A 17,915-nucleotide genomic window follows, 5' to 3' on the forward strand; every position below is an offset into this window, starting at 1 on the left:
CGCTGTGCGACTGCGACTGATCGCCGTCGGTTCACGGATGCCCAAGTGGGTGGAAGAAGGCTGGCATGAATATGCCAAGCGTCTTCCGTCCGAGCTGGCGCTGGAACTGGTGGAAATACCGCTCAACACCCGTGGCAAGAACGCCGACGTGGCGCGCTTCATCCGTCAGGAAGGCGAAGCCATGCTGGCCAAGGTCGGGCCGAATGAGCGTGTTGTCACCCTCGAAGTCCACGGCAAGCCCTGGAGCACTGAGCAACTGGCGGTCGAACTCGATCGCTGGCGCCTGGATTCGCGCACGGTGAATTTCATGGTCGGCGGCCCCGAAGGGCTGGCGCCGGAAGTCTGTGCCCGAGCCGATCAGCGCTGGTCATTGTCACCGTTGACGTTGCCGCACCCGCTGGTGCGGATTCTGATCGGCGAACAGCTGTATCGTGCCTGGACAGTCTTGTCCGGCCACCCTTACCACAAGTAGTTCTGCCCCCATGTCTCAGCCGATCCGTATCAAGGACCACGAAAAAGACGCCCGTCTGGTGCGTGGCCGTGTCGTGTTCGGTGCCATTGCGGTAGTGACGCTTATTTGTGTGCTGATCGCGCGGTTGTATTTCCTTCAGGTCATCCAGTACGAGTACCACTCGACCCTGTCGGAAAACAACCGCGTCCATGTGCAGCCGATTCCACCCACGCGCGGGCTGATCTTCGACCGCAATGGCGTGGTAATCGCCGACAACCGGCCCAGCTTCAGCCTGAGCATGACCCGCGAACGCTCTGGCGAGTGGCAACAAGTGCTCGACGTGATCGTCCAGGTGCTGGAGTTGACTCCAGAGGATCGGGTGATCTTCGAGAAACGCATGCGTCAGGGGCGTCGGCCGTTCGAGCCGGTGCCGATCCTGTTCGAGCTGACCGAAGAACAGATCGCACGTATCGCGGTGAATCAGTTCCGTCTGCCGGGCGTGGAGGTGGTCGCGCAGTTGGTTCGTCACTATCCGCAAGGTGCGCATTTTGCGCACTCGGTGGGATATATGGGGCGGATCAACGAGAAAGAGCTCAAGTCTCTGGATCCGGTGAGTTATAGCGGCACCCATCAAATCGGCAAAACCGGCATTGAACGCTTCTACGAACCCGAGCTGCACGGACAGGTCGGTTACGAGGAAGTCGAAACCAACGCTCGGGGCCGCGTATTGCGCGTACTCAAGCGTACCGATCCGATTCCTGGCAAGGACATTGTCCTGAGCCTGGACATCAAATTGCAGGAAGCCGCCGAGACCGCACTTGGCGGACGTCGTGGCGCCGTCGTGGCACTGGACCCGAAAACCGGTGAAGTGCTGGCGATGGTCAGTCAACCGAGTTTCGATCCGAACCTGTTCGTCACCGGCATCAGTTCCAAGGCCTATTCCGAGCTGCGCGACTCCATCGACCGGCCGCTGTTCAACCGCGTGCTGCGCGGCCTTTACCCGCCGGGTTCGACCATCAAGCCGGCCGTGGCGATTGCCGGTCTGGATTCGGGGGTGGTCACTGCGTCGACCCGCGTGTTCGACCCCGGTTACTACATGCTCCCCAACTACGATCACAAATACCGTAACTGGAACCGTACGGGTGATGGCTACGTAGATCTGGACACGGCGATCATGCGGTCCAACGACACCTATTTCTATGACCTGGCCCACAAGCTGGGGATCGATCGATTGTCGTCGTATCTGGGCAAGTTCGGCATTGGCCAAAAGGTCTCGCTGGACATGTTCGAAGAATCGCCGGGCCTGATGCCGTCCCGCGAATGGAAACGTGCGACCCGTCGCCAGGCCTGGTTCCCGGGTGAAACCCTGATTCTGGGGATCGGCCAGGGCTACATGCAGTCCACGCCGCTGCAACTGGCCCAGGCCACGGCGCTGGTGGCCAACAAAGGTGTGTGGAACCGTCCGCACCTGGCCAAGACCGTCGAAGGCGAGAGGCCCAAGGATGAAAACCCGATGCCGGACATCGTCCTGCGCGATCCGTCGGACTGGACCAAGGTCAATCACGGTATGCAGCAGGTGATGCACGGCGCTCGCGGTACCGCGCGCAAGGCATCGATTGGCGCGCAATACCGGATCGCCGGTAAAAGTGGTACGGCTCAGGTCGTCGCGATCAAGCAGGGCGAGAAGTACGACCGCTCCAAGGTTCAGGAGCGTCACCGCGACCACGCCTTGTTTGTCGGCTTCGCGCCGGCAGACAACCCGCAAATCGTGGTGTCGGTGATGGTCGAGAACGGCGAGTCCGGTTCCGGGGTCGCCGCGCCAGTGGTGCGTCAAGTCATGGACGCCTGGCTCCTGGACCAGGACGGCCGACTTAAAGCCGAGTACGCCAGCCCTATCAGCGCAGAGGCTACAGCCCGTGATGAATAATTTTGATCGCATGCTCTCCAGTGAGGATGTGATGCGTCGCCGTGCCACGCTGTTGCAGCGCCTGCATATCGATGGCCCGTTGTTGATTCTGCTGCTGACCCTCGCGGCCGGCAGCCTGTTCGTGCTGTATTCGGCCAGCGGCAAAAGCTGGGACCTGCTGGCCAAGCAAGCGACTTCGTTTGGCATCGGCCTGGTGTCGATGATCGTCATCGCACAGTTCGAGCCGCGATTCATGGCGCGTTGGGTGCCGGTCGGTTATGTGATCGGTGTGCTGTTGCTGGTGGTGGTGGACGTCATGGGCCACAACGCCATGGGTGCCACGCGCTGGATCAACATCCCCGGGGTGATTCGCTTCCAGCCCTCGGAGTTCATGAAGATCCTGATGCCGGCGACCATCGCCTGGTACCTGTCCAAGCGCACTTTGCCGCCGCAGCTCAAGCACGTGGCGGTCAGCCTGTTCCTGATTGGCTTGCCGTTCATCCTGATCGTGCGTCAGCCGGACCTGGGCACATCGCTGCTGATCCTGGCCGGTGGCGCGTTTGTACTGTTTATGGGTGGCTTGAAATGGCGCTGGATCATCAGTGTGCTGGCGGCGGCCGTTCCGGTGGCTGTGGCGATGTGGTTCTTCATCATGCACGACTACCAGAAGCAGCGAATCCTGACCTTCCTCGACCCGGAGAGCGATCCGTTGGGGACTGGCTGGAACATCATTCAGTCCAAAGCCGCCATCGGTTCCGGCGGCGTGTTCGGCAAGGGCTGGCTACTGGGCACCCAGTCGCACCTGGACTTCCTGCCGGAAAGCCACACCGACTTCATTATTGCGGTGATGGGCGAAGAGTTCGGCCTGGTGGGCATTTGCGCGTTGCTGTTGATCTACCTGCTGTTGATCGGTCGGGGGCTGGTGATTACCGCCCAGGCCCAGACTTTGTTCGGCAAATTGCTCGCGGGCAGCCTGACCATGACGTTTTTTGTTTACGTTTTCGTCAACATCGGTATGGTCAGTGGCCTGTTGCCGGTCGTGGGGGTGCCGTTGCCGTTCATTAGCTACGGAGGAACTTCGCTGGTAACGCTGCTGTCAGCGTTTGGGGTTTTGATGTCGATCCATACCCATCGCAAGTGGATCGCACAAGTTTGAATAAGGTGAAGATTTCAATGCAAGTAATGCGTGGCTGGGCGACTCGATACGCGCCATGGGTCGGCCTGGTAAGCATCCTTGGCACAGCGCAGGACGCGTTGGCCGGCGATTACGAAGGCTCACCCCAGGTGGCCGAATTCGTCGGTGAAATGACCCGCGACTACGGTTTCGCCGGTGAGCAGCTGATGGGCGTGTTCCGCGAAGCCGATCGCAAGCAGTCGATTCTGGACGCCATCTCGAAACCCGCCGAACGGGTCAAGCAGTGGAACGAATACCGGCCGATGTTCATCACCGACGCGCGAATCGCTCGTGGTGTGGACTTCTGGCGTCAGCACGAAGCAGTACTGGCGCGTGCCGAGCAGGAATACGGCGTGCCGGCGCAGGTGATTGTCTCGATCATCGGCGTTGAGACCTTTTTCGGCCGCAATACCGGCAATTACCGGGTGATCGATGCGTTGTCGACCCTGGGTTTTGACTATCCTCCCCGTGCCGAGTTTTTCCGCAAGGAATTGCGTGAGTTCTTGCTGCTGGCCCGGGAAGAGCAGGTCGATCCGTTGACCCTCAAGGGCTCTTACGCCGGTGCCATGGGCTTACCGCAGTTCATGCCGAGCAGTTTTCGCGCCTATGCCGTGGACTTCGACGGCGACGGCCACATCAATATCTGGAACAACCCGGACGATGCCATTGGCAGCGTTGCCAGTTACTTCAAGCGTCACGGCTGGGTGGCCGGCGAACCGGTGGTCAGCCGCGCCGACGTTCGGGGCGAGCAGGTGGACGACGGTTTGACCACAGGCATCGAGCCGGTTAAAACCGTAGGGGAGTTGCGGGCGCTGGGGTGGTCAAGTCATGATGCGCTGCGCGATGATATGCCGGTCACGGCTTTCCGCCTGGAAGGTGACAATGGCCCCGAGTACTGGATGGGCCTGAAGAATTTTTACGCGATTACGCGTTATAACCGCAGCGTGATGTACGCCATGGCCGTACATCAACTGTCTGAACAGCTGGTCCAAGCACGGGGCGTCAAGTAATGCAGGCATTGCCTATGAATAAACCCCTGAAGCTCATGGCTTTCGCCGCGTTGGCGGTGCTGCTTGCCAGTTGCTCGACCAGTCGCGCGCCGACTCAGAAATCCCCGTCCACCGCCGTGCGTGCTACGCCGGGGCTGGACATCAACCGCGCCCACAAAGATGGCGCGCCGTGGTGGGATGTCGACGTATCGCGCATCCCGGACGCCACGCCGACCCTGCACAGCGGTCCTTACAAGGCCAACCCTTACACGGTGCTGGGCAAGACCTATTTCCCGCTGCAAGAATCCAAGACCTACGTCGCTTCGGGCACGGCGTCCTGGTATGGCACCAAGTTTCACGGCCAGAACACCGCCAATGGCGAGGTGTATGACCTGTACGGCATGAGTGCCGCACACAAGACATTGCCACTGCCCAGTTACGTTCGGGTGACCAACCTGGACAACAACAAGAGCGTGATCCTGCGGGTCAACGACCGTGGACCGTTCTATTCGGACCGCATCATCGACTTGTCCTATGCCGCCGCGAAAAAACTCGGTTACGCCGAAATCGGCACGGCGCGGGTCAAGGTCGAGGGTATCGACCCGCAACAGTGGTGGGCACAAAAAGGCCGTCCGGCGCCTTTGATGCTCAACGAGCCGCAAGTCGCGCAAAATAGCGCCCCGGTGATTACGGCTTCGGCCGGCACCGTCGAGCAATGGACGCCGCCACCGCAGCAACACGCCGCGGCCGTCGTGCCTGTTCAGCTTGATGCAAAAAAAAACGCTTCTGTACCAGCCTCTGGCCAGTATCTGCAGGTGGGCGCGTTCGCCAACCCGGACGCTGCAGAACTCCTGAGATCGAAGCTCAGCGGGATGGTGAGCGCTCCGGTGTTCATCAGCTCGATAGTGCGCAACCAACAGACACTGCATCGGGTGCGCTTGGGGCCGATCGGTTCTCCGGGTGAAATCCAGCAAGTGCAGAACAGCGTGCGCATGGCCAATCTCGGTTCGCCGAGCCTGGTCACCGCCGAGTAATACGTAGTACTTGATTGACGGTTCGCTTGCGGTTTGGGGGGCGGACCTGGTTGTTGGCTCATGAAGAACAAAAGCCCGGCAAGGGTTATAGAGTGAACGACTGAACACGCGATGACCCGTTAGAAGGTCATCTGATTAGTTTTGCCCTTGGGCAGTTTCCATTAGCGATTTCGAGAGACGGATGAACATCACCACCTTTGCCAAACGCCTGTTCCTGTTAGTCCCGCTGCTCCTCTCGCCCGCCGCGTTCGCGGTCGAGGTGATGCCATCACCCCCACAACTGGCCGCCAAGGCCTATGTGCTCATGGATGCCAGCAGCGGCAACGTGCTGGTCGAGAACAATGGTGATCAGCGTCTGCCGCCGGCCAGCCTGACCAAGCTGATGACCGCGTATATCGCGACCCTGGAAATCCGTCGTGGCCAGATCGGCGAAAACGACCCGGTGACCGTCAGCGAAAACGCCTGGCGTACCGGCGGTTCGCGGATGTTCATCAAGGTTGGCTCGCAGGTGACTGTCAGCGACCTGCTGCACGGCATCATCATTCAGTCGGGTAACGACGCCAGTGTTGCGCTCTCCGAGCACATCGCCGGCAGCGAAGACGCTTTCGCCGACGTGATGAACAAAACCGTGGCCGACCTGGGCATGACCAACACCCACTTCATGAACCCGACTGGTCTGCCAAACCCTGAACACTACTCGTCGGCTCACGACATGGCCGTGCTGGCTCGCGCGATCATCCACGAAGACCCGGCTCACTACGCGATCTACTCGCAGAAAGAGTTCTTCTGGAACGGCATCAAGCAACCTAACCGTAACCTGCTGCTGTGGCGCGACAAGACCGTCGACGGTCTGAAAACCGGTCACACCGACGAAGCCGGCTACTGCATGGTGTCTTCGGCTGTACGTGATGGCATGCGCCTGATCGCCGTGGTGTTCGGCACCAACAGCGAAGTGGCTCGCGCCTCTGAAACCCAGAAGCTGCTGACTTACGGTTTCCGCTTCTTCGAAACCCAGACCTTCTATCAGAAAGGTGCCGAGCTGGCTCAGGCCCCTGTCTGGAAAGGCGCGACCAATCAAGTCAAGGCCGGCCTGGCTGAAGACCTGACCATGACCTTGCCAAAAGGCCAGCTGAAAAAGCTCGCCGCCAGCATGACCATGAATCCGCAACTGGTTGCACCAATCGCCAAGGGCGACGTGATCGGTAAAGTGGAAGTGAAACTGGACGACAAAGTGGTGCACAGCGCTGATCTGATCGCTCTGGACGCTGTCGAGGAAGGTGGTATCTTCCGCCGCATGTGGGATAGCATCCGTCTATTCTTCTACAGCATCTTCAACTGAATACAGTGTGCACCTGCATGACTCCGCGCTGATCCGGCGCGGGGGCATGCCCGTCGCCACGGCTTACGCTTACGAGGCCGTTACGCCATGACCGATACCGAAGTAAAGGCGCCAAAGATCGAATTCCCTGCCAATGATTACCCGGTTAAGGTGATCAGCGACACCGGCGTGGGGAATAAGGACAAGATCATCGACATCGTCAGGAAACACGCAGAAATCAATGATGAGCGTGTAGACGAACGCCAAAGCAGCAACGGCAAATACACCACCATTCAGTTGCACATCGTCGCCACCGACCAGGACCAGCTGTACAACATCAACAGCGAACTGCGGGCTACCGGCTTCGTGCACATGGTGTTGTGATGTCTGGCACGCTGGGCTTTCGTGAGCTCGGCCAGATGGCTTACGAGCCGGTCTGGCATGCCATGCAACGCTTCACCAACGAACGCGGCACCGAGGCCGCCGACGAGATCTGGCTGGTCGAGCACCCGCCGGTGTTCACCCAGGGGCAGGCCGGCAAGGCCGAGCATTTGTTGCTGCCGGGAGATATTCCGGTGGTGCAGGTCGACCGAGGCGGGCAGGTGACTTATCACGGGCCCGGCCAACTGGTGGCTTATCTGCTGCTGGACGTACGCAAACTTGGGTTTGGTGTGCGTGACCTGGTCACCCGCATGGAACTGTGCCTGATCGAACTGCTGGCGAGTTACGGCGTTACTGCCGCCGCCAAGCCGGACGCACCGGGTGTCTACGTCAACGGGGCGAAAATCGCGTCCCTGGGTCTGCGGATCCGCCACGGTTGTTCCTTTCATGGCCTGGCCCTGAACGTGGACATGAACCTGGAACCGTTTCGACGGATTAATCCCTGCGGCTACGCCGGGCTGGCGATGACCCAGCTGAGCGATCACGCAGGACCGATTGAATTTGCCGAGGTAAGTGCCCGGCTGCGCGCGCAGCTCGTCAAACACCTCGACTATGCTGAGCAGACGACCCTAACGGGCGGAATCGACTGATATGACTACTGATGCAGTGCAAACCATGATCCCGACGCTCGATGTCACTGAGCGTCCGGCCCCGCGTGCCAAGGTTGAAGCCGGCGTCAAGCTGCGCGGCGCCGAGAAGGTTGCACGTATCCCGGTGAAGATCATTCCGACCACCGAACTGCCGAAGAAACCCGACTGGATTCGCGTGCGCATCCCGGTGTCCCCGGAAGTCGACCGCATCAAGGCCCTGCTGCGCAAACACAAGCTGCACAGCGTGTGCGAAGAAGCGTCCTGCCCGAACCTGGGCGAGTGCTTCTCCGGCGGTACCGCGACGTTCATGATCATGGGCGACATCTGCACCCGTCGCTGCCCGTTCTGCGACGTCGGCCACGGCCGTCCGAAACCACTGGATGTCAACGAGCCGCAAAGCCTGGCCATCGCCATCGCCGACCTGAAACTCAAGTACGTGGTGATCACCTCGGTTGACCGCGATGACCTGCGTGACGGCGGTGCCCAGCACTTTGCCGACTGCATCCGCGAGATCCGCAAGCTGTCGCCAAACGTACAGCTCGAAACCCTGGTCCCGGATTACCGTGGCCGTATGGACGTAGCACTGGAAATCACCGCCGCCGAGCCGCCAGATGTGTTCAACCACAATCTGGAAACCGTGCCGCGCCTGTACAAGGCTGCGCGTCCGGGTTCGGATTACCAGTGGTCGCTGACCCTGTTGCAACGCTTCAAGCAGATGATGCCGCACATTCCAACCAAGTCCGGCCTGATGCTGGGCCTGGGCGAAACCGACGAAGAAGTCATCGAAGTCATGAAGCGCATGCGCGAACACGACATCGACATGCTGACCCTCGGTCAGTACCTGCAACCGTCCCGCAGCCACTTGCCAGTGCAGCGTTTCGTGCACCCGGACACCTTCGCTTGGTTCGCTGAGGAAGGTTACAAGATGGGCTTCAAGAACGTCGCGTCGGGCCCGCTGGTACGCTCCTCGTACCACGCCGACGAGCAAGCGAAGCTGGTTAAAGCCGAGCTGATATCGTCCTTGTAATCTGGCTATGACATAAAAGGCGCCCGCATGGCTTTTCAGGCTCTGCGGGCGTTTTTTTGCCTGGCCTACGCCAGCCAGTGTTTTTTCCTGCAACTTGCGGGCGACTGAGCCTCTTCTGTTTGTCCCCGTTCCTGACTACTGTGTGTTGAAGATTTTCGCGCAGGGAGATTCATGGATGACCGTTCGACCGACCCACACGCTGTATCCGCATAAACCTGTTCCGGCCTTGCCGTTGGAAGGGTTGATCGGCGTGATTGCACCCGCCGGCCCCGCCGGCCTGGACACCGACAAGGCTATCGCCTGGATGCGCGCTCGCGGCTATGCGCTGCGGGTGTTTCCCGGAGTGTATGAGCAGGACGGTTATCTGGCCGGCAGTGACGAGGTGCGGCTCAATGATCTGCATGCGGCGTTCGCGGATCCCGAGGTGGATGCCATCATTTGCCTGCGCGGTGGTTATGGCACACCGCGGTTGCTCGACCGTATCGATTTCGAACTGCTGCAAAACAACGCCAAGCCGTTCATCGGCTACAGCGACATCACGGCGCTGCACCTGGCGATCAGTCGTTATGCCGGTTTCGTGACGTTCCATGGTCCGCTGCTCAATGCCGATTTGCTGGGCGACAAGCAGAAGCCTACCGAGTCATCGTTTTTCAACATGCTCAGGGGCCAGGTGAAGGCCGGTAGCGTCATTTCCCACCCGGTGGCCTTGCCGTTGACCACGATCGAGCCAGGCATCGCTCACGGGCGTTTGCTGGGCGGCAACCTGTCCATGATTGCCGCGACCATGGGCACGCCCTACGAATTGGAAGCCGAGGGCGTGATCCTGTTGATCGAGGACGTCAACGAGCCGCTGTATCGCATTGACCGGCTCCTGACCCATCTGCGGCTTGCTGGCGCGCTGGGCAAGCTGCGTGGGGTTCTGGTGGGGGATGTGGCGGGGGTTGATGCGGGCGCGCTGGAACGGTTGCTCAAGCAGACCTTCGAGCCGTTGCGGATTCCGGTGCTGGCCGGGTGGCGCAGCGGGCATTGTGATCCGAACCTGACATTGCCGATGGGGGCTTTGGTTCGATTGGATGCGGGGAAGAAGGAGTTGCTGTTGGAGCAGGATGTGGTGGTCAGGCGCTAGGATTTCGTCGCCTGGTAGTCAGTCTTCGCGAGAAGGCTCGCTCCCACATTGGTTCTGCGAACGACACAAAACCTGTGGGAGCGAGCTTGCTCGCGAAGGCGACATCAGCCATACGGCTAACTAGCGGTTACGCAAACTTTCCAGCAACTTGTGCGTCGGATACCCATCCGCCGGCCAGCCAAACGACTGCTGTGCGCTGCGGATCGCTTTGCGGGTGTTGGCGCCGATAATCCCATCCGGGGTGCCCGCGTCGTAGTTCTGGGCACTCAACAGGCTTTGCAGTTCCATGCGCTCGGTGCGGCTCAACGGCAAATCATCTTTCGGCCAGGTGCCGCTGATCAGCCCCCCACCATTGAAGCGTTCGGACAACAGACTCACCGCCAACGCATAGGACGACGAGTTGTTGTACTTAAGGATCGCGCGGAAGTTGTCGAGCACCAGGAATGCCGGACCACGATAGCCGGCCGGCAGCAGCAGGGCTGCGGAGAGGTGTTCCGAGCCTGGAGGAACCCGAGCGCCAGCGGGCATCGAAACGCCCAGTTGCAGCCATTCGGCGACGCTTTTGCGAATCGTGCCATCGGCCAGAACGTAGTTGAAACTGCCCGGCAATTGCACTTCAAAGCCCCACGGCTGGCCTTTCTGCCAGCCGGAGCTTTGCAGGTAGTGCGCGGTCGAGGCCAAGGCGTCGGCGGAACTGTTCCAGATGTCACGGCGACCGTCACCATCGAAGTCGACAGCGTGGGTATTGTAAGTCGTCGGGATGAATTGGGTCTGGCCCATGGCGCCGGCCCAAGAGCCGAGCATTTTCTCGGGGGTGATGTCGCCCTGCTGCAGGATTTGCAGGGCGGCGATCAGTTGATCGTGGGCAAAGCCCGGGCGCCGGCCTTCGTACGCCAGGGTCGCCAGCGAGTTGATGACCGACTTGCTGCCCTGGAACTGACCGAAGTTACTCTCCATGCCCCACACCGACACGAGCGTCTGGCGGTCGACGCCATAACGCTGTTCGATGCTTTGCAGGATGGCCGCGTTTTCGCTGAGCAGCGCTTGGCCTTTACGTACTCGCAGGGGAGAAAGGGCGCCGTCGAGGTATTCCCATACCGGACGGGAAAATTCCGGTTGGCTGCGGTCGGCCCGGATCACGCTCGGGTCGAAGCTGACATCGGCAAAGGCGCGGTCGAACAGATCGGCGCGGATACCGGCCGCCAGCGCGTCTTTGCGGAAACCCGCTTGCCATTCGGCGAACGTCTGGGTGGGCTGGATGTCGAGATTTTCTCCGGTCGGCACCACGGGCGGAATGACCGCAGGGGCTGTCGCGACGGGAAGGGTTTGCAGCGGCTGGGCGTCGGCGGCGGTCGGTTTTTCCGCGCAGGCGACAAGCAAAATGAGGCTGGAGGCAGCGATCAGTTGGCGAACGGGCCAACGACGGGAAAGACTAAGGGGCATGCACAGGTCCAGAAGATACGAATCAGGTACAGACCTTAACATGTAGAAGGGGTGTTCTGCTTTACGCAGCCAGAAAGTAAGAAGCCTCCCAGCTATTAGACTGGAAGGCTTCGCGGCGGTAGCTGCCCTTGCCCTTGCCGGCTCGTTCCTGACGGCTGCGGAACAGTGGCTGGGCGATGATGGACTTGGCCTTGTTCGGGCCATGCTTCGATGGCTTTTTGCTCATGATGATTCTCGCGAGTGAGTGAGTTTTGCGGGGCAAATCATCGGCCGAAGTTAGCCTTCTGTCTAGTCCCCACATTGTGTAGGACCTTTCGCTGTTATCCCGGCTGAACGCTATCTTGTGGCGAGGGAGCTTGCTCCCGCTCGGGTGCGCAGCAGCCGCAGATCCGTTGTATACGGTCTACCTGAGTAAGTTGGTGACTGGTTTTGGGGGCGCTTCGCGACCCAGCGGGAGCAAGCTCCCTCGCCACAAAGACTGCGGGTTATTCAGCGGGTAGGGTCAGGCGTTGGCCAGCCATCAACAGTGACAATCGGCTGAGGCTCATCCATGGCGAACCCGCTGCTTGCCCTTTGATCTGCGCGTCAATGCGCTGTGCTTCCAGCAACAACTGCGCCCAGCGTTGCGCCGAGTAACGTTGCAGGGCTTTGCTCATAAGGGGTTTGCGCTTGTCCCAGACGGGCGGTCGGGCCGAGCTGAAGGCTTTGTCCAGTGGCACACCCTGGCTGTATTGCAGCGACAGGTTGGCCAATAGACGCAGCTCCCGGGCCAGCGCCCAGAGAATGACCGGAGGTTCGACACCCTCGCCGCGCAGCCCTTCGAGCATGCGCAGCGCGTGGGCCGCTTCGCCATTAAGGATGGCGTCGGTCAGGCCGAATACATCGAAACGTGCACTGTCGGCCACGGCGGCCTGAACGGTTTCGACGGTGATCTGCCCACCTTCGGCCATCAATTTGAGCTTTTCGATTTCCTGCGCGGCGGCGAGCAGGTTGCCTTCGACCCGGGCTGCAATCAGTTCGACCGCGTCCTGGCTGGCCGACAACCCGGCCTGAGACAGACGCTGGCGGATCCAGCTTGGCAACTGGTTGGCATCCACCGGCCAGATTTGCACGAACTGAGTGTGCTGACCTTCGACCAGCGCCTTGCCCCACTTGGTCTTCTGCGCACTGCCATCAAGCTTGGGCAGGCTGATCAACAATATCGTGTCTTCGGCCGGGCGCGAGCAGTATTCGATGAAGGCCGCAGCACCCTTGTCACCGGGTTTGCCGGAGGGCAGGCGCAGTTCCAGCAAGCGCTTTTCGGCGAACAACGACATGCTCGCACCCGCCTGCAACAAAGTGCCCCAGTCGAAACTGGCATCGGCGGCGAAGACCTGTCGTTCATCGAAGCCTTGTTGACGGGCAGCGGCACGAATGGCATCGGCCGCTTCCTGACACAGCAACGGGTCATCGCCGCTGATGATGTAGACCGGCGCGAGTGCACCTTGCAGGTGTTTACCGAGTTGGGCGGGGGCAAGTTTCATAAGAGAGGGCCATCGGGGCGCCGGAGCGCCCCGAAAGTCTTACTGTTGCGGGATCTGGACAGGCGACTGGCGCGGAGTATTCGCTTCTGCCTTTTGTGCGGCTTCCAGTGCCTGGGCTTCAGCCTTGGCCTTGGCTTCGGCGGTCTGCTGCAGCTGGTCCAGTTGAGCCGGGGTAATCTGCTGCAGACGCAGCATCATGCGCTGAATCAGCTCGCGACGGGTATCTGCACGGGCAGTGCCGGCTTCCTGGTCGGAACCCACCAGGTTGTTGCCGTCGTGAATGAAGATTTTCTGCACTTCGAGCTTGTCGCTCAACAGCGGCAGGTCATGTGCGCCACGAATGTCGTAGTTCAGAACGGTGGTGATCTGGTACTCGCCAGTATGGCCGCCGCCTGCGTAGCTGATGATGCGCTGGCTTTCCTGCTCATCAGTCAGCACCAGTTTGTAAGGTGCGCCGGTGTAGACCTTGACGCCACTGCCTTCCAGCACCTGACGCATTTGCTTCACGGTGTCGCCGTAGGCGTTACGGGCGCTCAGGTCGAGTTCCTTGATCGCCAGTTCAGTGGTGCCGGTGCCGCGCAGCTGGAAACCGCAGGCGCTCAACAGGACCGCAAGGCCCATCACCAGCAGATTGCGTTTGATCATTTTGTTGCTCCCCTTGAAACCATGTGGGCCGATCTTGCGGCCCGAAAGGTTTTACTCGGCGCCAGGCATGGCCCGGCGCCTGATCCAATTAGCTGGCGACGATGTTGACCAGTTTCCCGGGCACGACGATCACTTTGCGAATAGTCAGGCCGTCGACAAAACGCAACACGTTCTCGTTGATACGGGCCGCGGCTTCGATTTCTTCGCGTGTGGCGCTGGCCGGCATTTCGATCTGGCCGCGCAGCTTGCCATTGACCTGGATAACCAGCGTCAGGCTGTCCTGCACCAATGCGTTCTCGTCCAGCACCGGCCAGGCGGCGTCGATCACCGGGTCAGCGTGACCCAACTGATTCCACAGCTCGTGGCTGATGTGCGGGGTGATTGGCGCGAGCAGCAGCGTCACGGTTTCCAGACCTTCCTGAACCAGTGCGCGATCCTGTTCGGTACCTTGCGGGGCTTTTTCCAGCACGTTCATCAGCGTCATCACCTGGGCGATGGCGGTGTTGAATTTGTGGTTCTGGCCGACGTCGTGGCTGGCCTGCTTGATGGCCTGGTGGATCGAACGGCGAATGACTTTCTGCTCGTCGTTCAAGCCGGCGACGTCCAGTTTGCCCGGCAGGCCCTGAGTGACGTGGGCTTGAGCCAGGCGCCAGACGCGCTTGAGGAAGCGGTGCGAACCTTCCACGCCGGAGTCGGACCATTCCGCGCTCATGTCGGGTGGCGAGGCGAACATCATGAACAGACGGCAAGTGTCGGCGCCGAACTGGTCAATCATCGACTGTGGGTCAACGCCGTTGTTCTTCGATTTGGCCATCTTCTCGGTGCCGCCGATTTCCACCGGCAGGCCGTCCGCGATCAACTTGGCGCTGATGACCTTGGCTTTGCTGTCACGCTCAAGTTCCACGTCAGCCGGGTTGAACCAGGTGTAGGCGCCATTGGCTTCGCGACGATAGTAAGTCTCGGCGATCACCATGCCTTGGGTCAGCAGGTTCTTGAACGGCTCGTTGGAGCTCACCAGGCCTTCGTCACGCATCAGCTTGTGGAAGAAGCGCGCGTACAGCAGGTGAAGAATGGCGTGTTCGATGCCGCCGATGTACTGATCCACCGGCAACCAGTGGTCGGCCGCGGATTTTTCCACCAGGCCGCCTTCATAGTGCGGCGAGGCGTAACGGGCGTAGTACCACGACGACTCGACGAAGGTGTCCATGGTGTCGGTTTCACGCTTGGCAGGCTGGCCGCATTTCGGGCAGCTGCACTCGTAGAACTCGGGCATGCGTGCCAATGGGGAACCGGCGCCGTCGGGTACGACGTCTTCCGGCAGCACAACAGGCAACTGGTCTTCCGGCACCGGCACATCACCGCAGCTCGTGCAGTGGATGATCGGGATCGGGCAACCCCAATAGCGCTGGCGGCTGATGCCCCAGTCGCGCAGACGGAACTGGGTGCGCGAGGCGCCGAGGTTTTTCCTGATCAGTGCGACTTCGATGGCATCGAAGGCGCCAGCGAAATCGAGGCCGTCGAATTCGCCGGAATTGATCAGCGTGCCGTGCTCGCCATAAGCGTCCTGCCACGGAGCCGGGTTGGTGTCGCCAGAGCTGGTGCGCACCACGGACTTGATCGGCAGGTTGTACTTGGTGGCGAACTCGAAATCACGTTCGTCGTGGGCCGGAACAGCCATGACCGCGCCATCGCCGTAATGCATCAGCACATAGTTGGCGACCCATACCGGCAGTTTCTCGCCAGTCAGCGGGTGCTCGACGAACAGCGAAGTCGGCAGGCCTTTCTTCTCCTGGGTGGCGACGTCGGCTTCTGCAACGCTGCCGCCCTTGCATTCAGCGATGAACGCTTGCAGCTCAGGACTGTTCTGCGCGGCCAGGGTGGCCAAGGGGTGTTCGGCGGCCACGGCGACGTAAGTCGCTCCCATTAAAGTGTCCGGACGGGTGGTGAAGACTTTCAGCGCGCCGGCTTCGCCAATGGAATCGACGTTGTACGGAAACTGCACTTCCATGCCGCGGGACTTGCCGATCCAGTTGCGCTGCATGGTCTTGACCTGTTCAGGCCAGCCAGTCAGTTCGTCGAGGCTCTCCAAAAGCTCATCCGCGTAGGCGGTGATCTTGAAGTAGTACATCGGGATTTCGCGCTTCTCGATCAGCGCGCCGGAACGCCAGCCGCGACCGTCGATCACTTGTTCGTTGGCCAGAACGGTCTGGTCGACCGGGTCCCAGTTCACGGTGCCGCTTTTCTTGTAGATCACACCTTTTTCGAACAGGCGAGTGAACAGCCATTGTTCCCAACGGTAGTAATCCGGCTTGCAGGTGGTCACTTCACGGGACCAGTCCACCGCCAGGCCCAGGCTGCGCAGCTGGGTTTTCATGTAGGCGATGTTTTCGTAGGTCCACTTGGCGGGCGCTACGTTGTTCTTCATCGCGGCGTTTTCCGCCGGCATGCCGAAGGCGTCCCAACCCATGGGTTGCAGAACGTTCTTGCCTTGCATGCGCTGATAGCGGGAGATCACGTCGCCGATGGTGTAGTTGCGCACGTGCCCCATGTGTAGCTTGCCGCTGGGGTAAGGGAACATCGACAGGCAGTAGAAAGTCTCCTTGCCTGGCTGTTCACTGACTTCAAAGGACTTTTGCTCGTCCCAGAACGACTGGGCGGCGGCTTCGATTTCACGGGGCTGATATTGTTCGTGCATGGCTACTTTTGAACTGAATAGGGGTGGCCTAATCCTCTTCAATGCGACGCTGGACGGTGATCACGCCAAATCGGCGTTTCGGTGCCCAGACGAGCTGGAAGTGGAGTTACAGGAAGCGCCGTAGCATACATGACCGCACTCTACCGAGGGAAACCCTGATTACGCTCGCGCGTCCCCCAAAAAGGGCTGCGAGGGCCGTTGGTCGCAGTGTTCAGCCGGTTTGTTCATGGAAGCTAAGCTCTAAATGGGGAGCGAGTCTTATCTTCAATGAGGTGAGGGATGGTTGAGTCACAGCAAAAAGCCACAAAACCGGAGCTGTACGAAAGACTGATCGATCGTCTGGGAATGGCCCTGGACGCTGCAAAAACCGCTGGCCGGCTGCGCGATGAGCGTCCCCTGGAGCTGGAGCTGCGCGGCCTTAGTCCCGCAGAGTTTGAATTGGTCAAAGCCTATCTGGATCGCAGTGAACGTGAAACACAGGGATGCTTGTCAGCAGCAGTGAAGCAACTCGACGCACCACGTTCGGCCAAAATCATCTGGCTCAAGGACAAAGTACCTGGCAGGGACGCGGCAAAGGTCCGGTCTCTGCAATTCAAGTAAGGGCGCTTGAGGTCATGGCCCGGCTTCTTTTTTAACTCTTGTGAAGCGTAGTCCTTCCATATCTGTTGTCGCATTGCGTCAACCCACTTAGGCTTCGGGCATCTCTGGAGATGCTCGATGCCTTTTCGATATTTTGTGAAACAACTCCTGTTACCCCCCGGTCTTCTTTTGTTGCTGCTGGTTCTTGCGTGGTGGTTGCGCCGCTCAAGACCAAGGCTTGCGAGTGTGTGCTTTGTCTTGGGATTCGGTGGCTTCTGGTTGATGAGTTTGCCCGTGGTGGTGCAGTGGAGCGCCAAGGCGCTTGAACGCGAACCACCGCTGGCACGCGACGAATGGGCGACGCTGGCCCAGCGTGCAGACGCGATTGTGCTGTTGGGTTCCGGGCGCGAGCGCGGGGACGTGGCGTGGGGCGCCGACCAGCCGACGGGCGTGGGGCTGGAGCGCGAGCGTTATGCGGCGCGTCTGGCCAAGGCTTCGGGCTTGCCGGTTCTGACCAGCGGTGGCCTGCATTACGGCACGCCACCCACCGAAGCGAAGATGATGGCGGACTCGCTGCTCGATGATTTCGGCGTGGCGGTACGCTGGCAGGAAGGGCGTAGCCGCACGACGTGGGAAAACGCGCAGTTCAGTGCCGAAGTGTTATTGCCTCAGGGCATCAAGCGGGTAGTGGTCGTGACGCAGGCGTGGCACATGCCGCGGTCTGTCTGGAGTTTCCAGAAGGCCGGGTTTGAAGTGGTGCCTGCGCCCGTGGGCTTTTTAGGCGTGGACAATGCCCGGCCGCTGGGCGGCTGGATGCCGGAATTCAAGTCGATCTGGCAGTCCGGGCAATTGATGAACGAGGCGGTGGGGCAGATCGGGTATTCGATGTTTTACCGATAAATCTGTCGAGCGATAACCTGTGGCGAGGGAGCTTGCTCCCGCTGGGTCGCGAAGCGGCCCCCTGATTCTTAAAA

Annotated in this window: 17 protein-coding genes; 12 read left to right on the plus strand and 5 right to left on the minus strand. The window is 60.2% G+C overall.

Annotated features, from left to right (window positions below):
* Window positions 1-4: 4 nt before the first annotated feature.
* The 10 genes from rlmH (at window position 5) to BK660_RS11720 (ending at window position 10,056) form a co-directional block, all read left to right on the plus strand.
* Window positions 5-472 (plus strand): 23S rRNA (pseudouridine(1915)-N(3))-methyltransferase RlmH, encoded by a 468-nt coding sequence (gene rlmH, locus BK660_RS11675; RefSeq protein WP_007937439.1) that lies wholly within the window; start codon window positions 5-7, stop codon window positions 470-472.
* Window positions 473-482: 10 nt separating this feature from the next.
* Window positions 483-2,378: a penicillin-binding protein 2 gene (gene mrdA, locus BK660_RS11680; protein ID WP_123433421.1), complete on the plus strand. Its 1,896-nt coding sequence runs from the start codon at window positions 483-485 to the stop codon at window positions 2,376-2,378.
* A gap of 31 nt (window positions 2,379-2,409) precedes the next feature.
* Complete coding sequence (rodA, locus tag BK660_RS11685) at window positions 2,410-3,513, plus strand: rod shape-determining protein RodA (protein WP_185045075.1); 1,104 nt, start codon at window positions 2,410-2,412, stop codon at window positions 3,511-3,513.
* A gap of 17 nt (window positions 3,514-3,530) precedes the next feature.
* The gene (mltB, locus tag BK660_RS11690) at window positions 3,531-4,541 is read left to right on the plus strand and encodes a lytic murein transglycosylase B (protein ID WP_123433423.1); all 1,011 of its coding nucleotides are present in this window, start codon (window positions 3,531-3,533) and stop codon (window positions 4,539-4,541) included.
* Window positions 4,541-5,554 (plus strand): septal ring lytic transglycosylase RlpA family protein, encoded by a 1,014-nt coding sequence (locus BK660_RS11695; RefSeq protein WP_123433424.1) that lies wholly within the window; start codon window positions 4,541-4,543, stop codon window positions 5,552-5,554. Before mltB ends, BK660_RS11695 begins: the two co-directional genes overlap by 1 nt.
* A 181-nt stretch (window positions 5,555-5,735) precedes the next feature.
* The gene (locus BK660_RS11700) at window positions 5,736-6,893 is read left to right on the plus strand and encodes a D-alanyl-D-alanine carboxypeptidase family protein (RefSeq protein ID WP_123433425.1); all 1,158 of its coding nucleotides are present in this window, start codon (window positions 5,736-5,738) and stop codon (window positions 6,891-6,893) included.
* Window positions 6,894-6,980: 87 nt separating this feature from the next.
* Complete coding sequence (locus BK660_RS11705; protein ID WP_123433426.1) at window positions 6,981-7,256, plus strand: DUF493 domain-containing protein; 276 nt, start codon at window positions 6,981-6,983, stop codon at window positions 7,254-7,256.
* Window positions 7,256-7,903, plus strand: coding sequence for a lipoyl(octanoyl) transferase LipB (gene lipB / locus BK660_RS11710; protein ID WP_123433427.1), 648 nt, complete (start codon window positions 7,256-7,258; stop codon window positions 7,901-7,903). The genes BK660_RS11705 and lipB overlap by 1 nt, the downstream gene beginning before the upstream one ends.
* A gap of 1 nt (window position 7,904) precedes the next feature.
* Window positions 7,905-8,930 carry a lipoyl synthase gene (gene lipA, locus BK660_RS11715; protein WP_027924292.1) on the plus strand — a complete coding sequence of 342 codons (1,026 nt, stop codon included), beginning with the start codon at window positions 7,905-7,907 and terminating at the stop codon, window positions 8,928-8,930.
* Between the two features lie 175 nt (window positions 8,931-9,105).
* Entirely contained in the window at window positions 9,106-10,056 is a 951-nt protein-coding gene (locus BK660_RS11720) for a S66 peptidase family protein (protein WP_123433428.1), read from the plus strand.
* A gap of 120 nt (window positions 10,057-10,176) precedes the next feature.
* On the opposite strand, the gene BK660_RS11725 is transcribed toward BK660_RS11720, so the two are convergent.
* From BK660_RS11725 to leuS, 5 genes are all read right to left on the minus strand, one after another.
* The gene (locus BK660_RS11725; protein ID WP_123433429.1) at window positions 10,177-11,499 is read right to left on the minus strand and encodes a lytic murein transglycosylase; all 1,323 of its coding nucleotides are present in this window, start codon (window positions 11,497-11,499) and stop codon (window positions 10,177-10,179) included.
* Between the two features lie 61 nt (window positions 11,500-11,560).
* Complete coding sequence (arfA, locus tag BK660_RS11730; RefSeq protein ID WP_003176285.1) at window positions 11,561-11,725, minus strand: alternative ribosome rescue factor ArfA; 165 nt, start codon at window positions 11,723-11,725, stop codon at window positions 11,561-11,563.
* A gap of 259 nt (window positions 11,726-11,984) precedes the next feature.
* A complete protein-coding gene (gene holA, locus BK660_RS11740; RefSeq protein ID WP_027924289.1) occupies window positions 11,985-13,022 on the minus strand; it encodes a DNA polymerase III subunit delta in 1,038 nt (345 codons plus the stop codon).
* A 39-nt stretch (window positions 13,023-13,061) separates the two neighbouring features.
* Window positions 13,062-13,667, minus strand: a complete 606-nt coding sequence (locus BK660_RS11745) for an LPS-assembly lipoprotein LptE (RefSeq protein ID WP_123433431.1) — start codon at window positions 13,665-13,667, stop codon at window positions 13,062-13,064.
* An 88-nt stretch (window positions 13,668-13,755) separates the two neighbouring features.
* On the minus strand, window positions 13,756-16,362 hold the full coding sequence (leuS, locus tag BK660_RS11750) for a leucine--tRNA ligase (RefSeq protein WP_123433432.1): 2,607 nt from the start codon (window positions 16,360-16,362) through the stop codon (window positions 13,756-13,758).
* 279 nt (window positions 16,363-16,641) lie between these two features.
* Between leuS and BK660_RS11755 the strand changes: the two genes are divergently transcribed.
* Window positions 16,642-16,962 (plus strand): hypothetical protein, encoded by a 321-nt coding sequence (locus BK660_RS11755; RefSeq protein ID WP_123433433.1) that lies wholly within the window; start codon window positions 16,642-16,644, stop codon window positions 16,960-16,962.
* A gap of 117 nt (window positions 16,963-17,079) precedes the next feature.
* The gene (locus tag BK660_RS11760) at window positions 17,080-17,841 is read left to right on the plus strand and encodes a YdcF family protein (RefSeq protein ID WP_123433434.1); all 762 of its coding nucleotides are present in this window, start codon (window positions 17,080-17,082) and stop codon (window positions 17,839-17,841) included.
* Window positions 17,842-17,915 lie beyond the last annotated feature (74 nt).

Origin of the sequence: Pseudomonas brassicacearum (assembly GCF_003732265.1) — a bacterium.
GTDB classification, from domain to species: Bacteria; Pseudomonadota; Gammaproteobacteria; order Pseudomonadales; family Pseudomonadaceae; genus Aquipseudomonas; species Aquipseudomonas brassicacearum_D.